A 1642-nucleotide genomic window follows, 5' to 3' on the forward strand; every position below is an offset into this window, starting at 1 on the left:
AGCAACTGGAGCGTCGGTGTTCCGGCGGCTGACGTGACTGCCCTTAACGACGGCACCAGCACCATCAGCGTGACCGTGACCACGGCTGCGGGTAACAGCGGCTCGGCAACGCACGACATCAACGTTGACTCGTCTGTGGCAAGCATCAGCTTTGATGCCATCAGCACCGACAACGTGCTGAACGCCGCCGAAAAAGGGCAGGATCTGATTCTGAGCGGTACCAGCACCGGCCTGACAGCAGGCACCACCGTAACGGTAATGCTGAACGGCACCGCGTACACCGCGACCACCGACGCCACCGGCAACTGGTCCCTGACCGTCCCGGCAGCGGATCTGGCTACACTTGGCGAAGCGGATTACACGCTGACCGCCAGCGCGACCAACAGCACCGGTAACAGCACCAGCACCACCGCGAACCTGCTGGTGGATGCGGCAGCACCGGTCATTACTATCAACACCCTGGCCGTTGATGACATACTGAATGCCACCGAAGCGCAGGCTGACCTGGTGATTAACGGCATGACCACCGCACAGGCCGGTCAGACCGTGACCGTCACTGTTGGCGGTATCAACTACACCGCACAGGTCCAGGCGGACGGCAGCTGGAGCATCACTGTTCCGGCGTCTGCGGTCTCTGTCCTGACTGACGGCAACACCGTAATTACGGCGTCTGTCTCTGACATTGCCGGTAACCCGGCCACCGCCAGCCACAACCTGACTGTCGATACGGCGGCTCCGGTAGTAACGATTAACACCGTCGCCGGTGACGATATCCTGAACACCACCGAACACGGTCAGGCACAGGTGATCAGCGGTTCTGCAACCAACGCTGCGCCAGGTGATTCTGTGACCGTGACTATCAACGGCAACAGCTACACCACTGTCATTGATGCGAACGGCAACTGGAGCGTCGGCGTTCCGGCGGCCGATGTGACTGCCCTGCAGGACGGCACCAGCACCATCAGCGTGACCGTGACCACGGCTGCGGGTAACAGCGGTTCGGCAACACACGACGTGAATGTCGATGCCACGGCACCGACGCTGGCCTTTGACGCCATCAGCACCGATAACGTGCTGAACGCCGCTGAAAAAGGGCAGGATCTGATTCTGAGCGGTACCAGCACCGGCCTGACAGCAGGCACCACCGTAACGGTAATGCTGAACGGCACCGCGTACACAGCAGTGACAGATGCTTCCGGCAACTGGTCCCTGACCGTCCCGGCCGCCGATCTGGCGGGCCTCGGCGAAGCGGATTACACAGTCAGCGCCAGCGCCACCAACAGCACCGGTAACAGCACCAGCACCACCGCGAACCTGCTGGTGGATGCGGCAGCACCGGTGATCACCATTAACACCCTGGCCGTTGACGACATCCTGAATGCGACCGAAGCGCAGGCTGACCTGGTGATTAACGGCATGACCACCGCACAGGCCGGTCAGACCGTGACCGTCACTGTCGGCGGTATCAACTACACCGCACAGGTCCAGGCGGACGGCAGCTGGAGCATCACTGTTCCGGCGTCTGCGGTCTCTGTCCTGACTGACGGCAACACCGTAATTACGGCGTCTGTCTCTGACATTGCCGGTAACCCGGCCACCGCCAGCCACAACCTGACCGTCGATACGGCGGCTCCGGTCGTGA

General features: G+C 61.8%; 1 protein-coding gene. It reads left to right on the top strand.

The features are described from left to right. Positions 1–1642, top strand: a 1642-nt coding sequence (locus GTGU_RS16150; protein ID WP_038159252.1) for an Ig-like domain-containing protein, incomplete at both ends; no start/stop codon positions are given.

Origin of the sequence: Trabulsiella guamensis ATCC 49490, from assembly GCF_000734965.1 — a bacterium.
GTDB lineage: Bacteria > Pseudomonadota > Gammaproteobacteria > Enterobacterales > Enterobacteriaceae > Trabulsiella > Trabulsiella guamensis.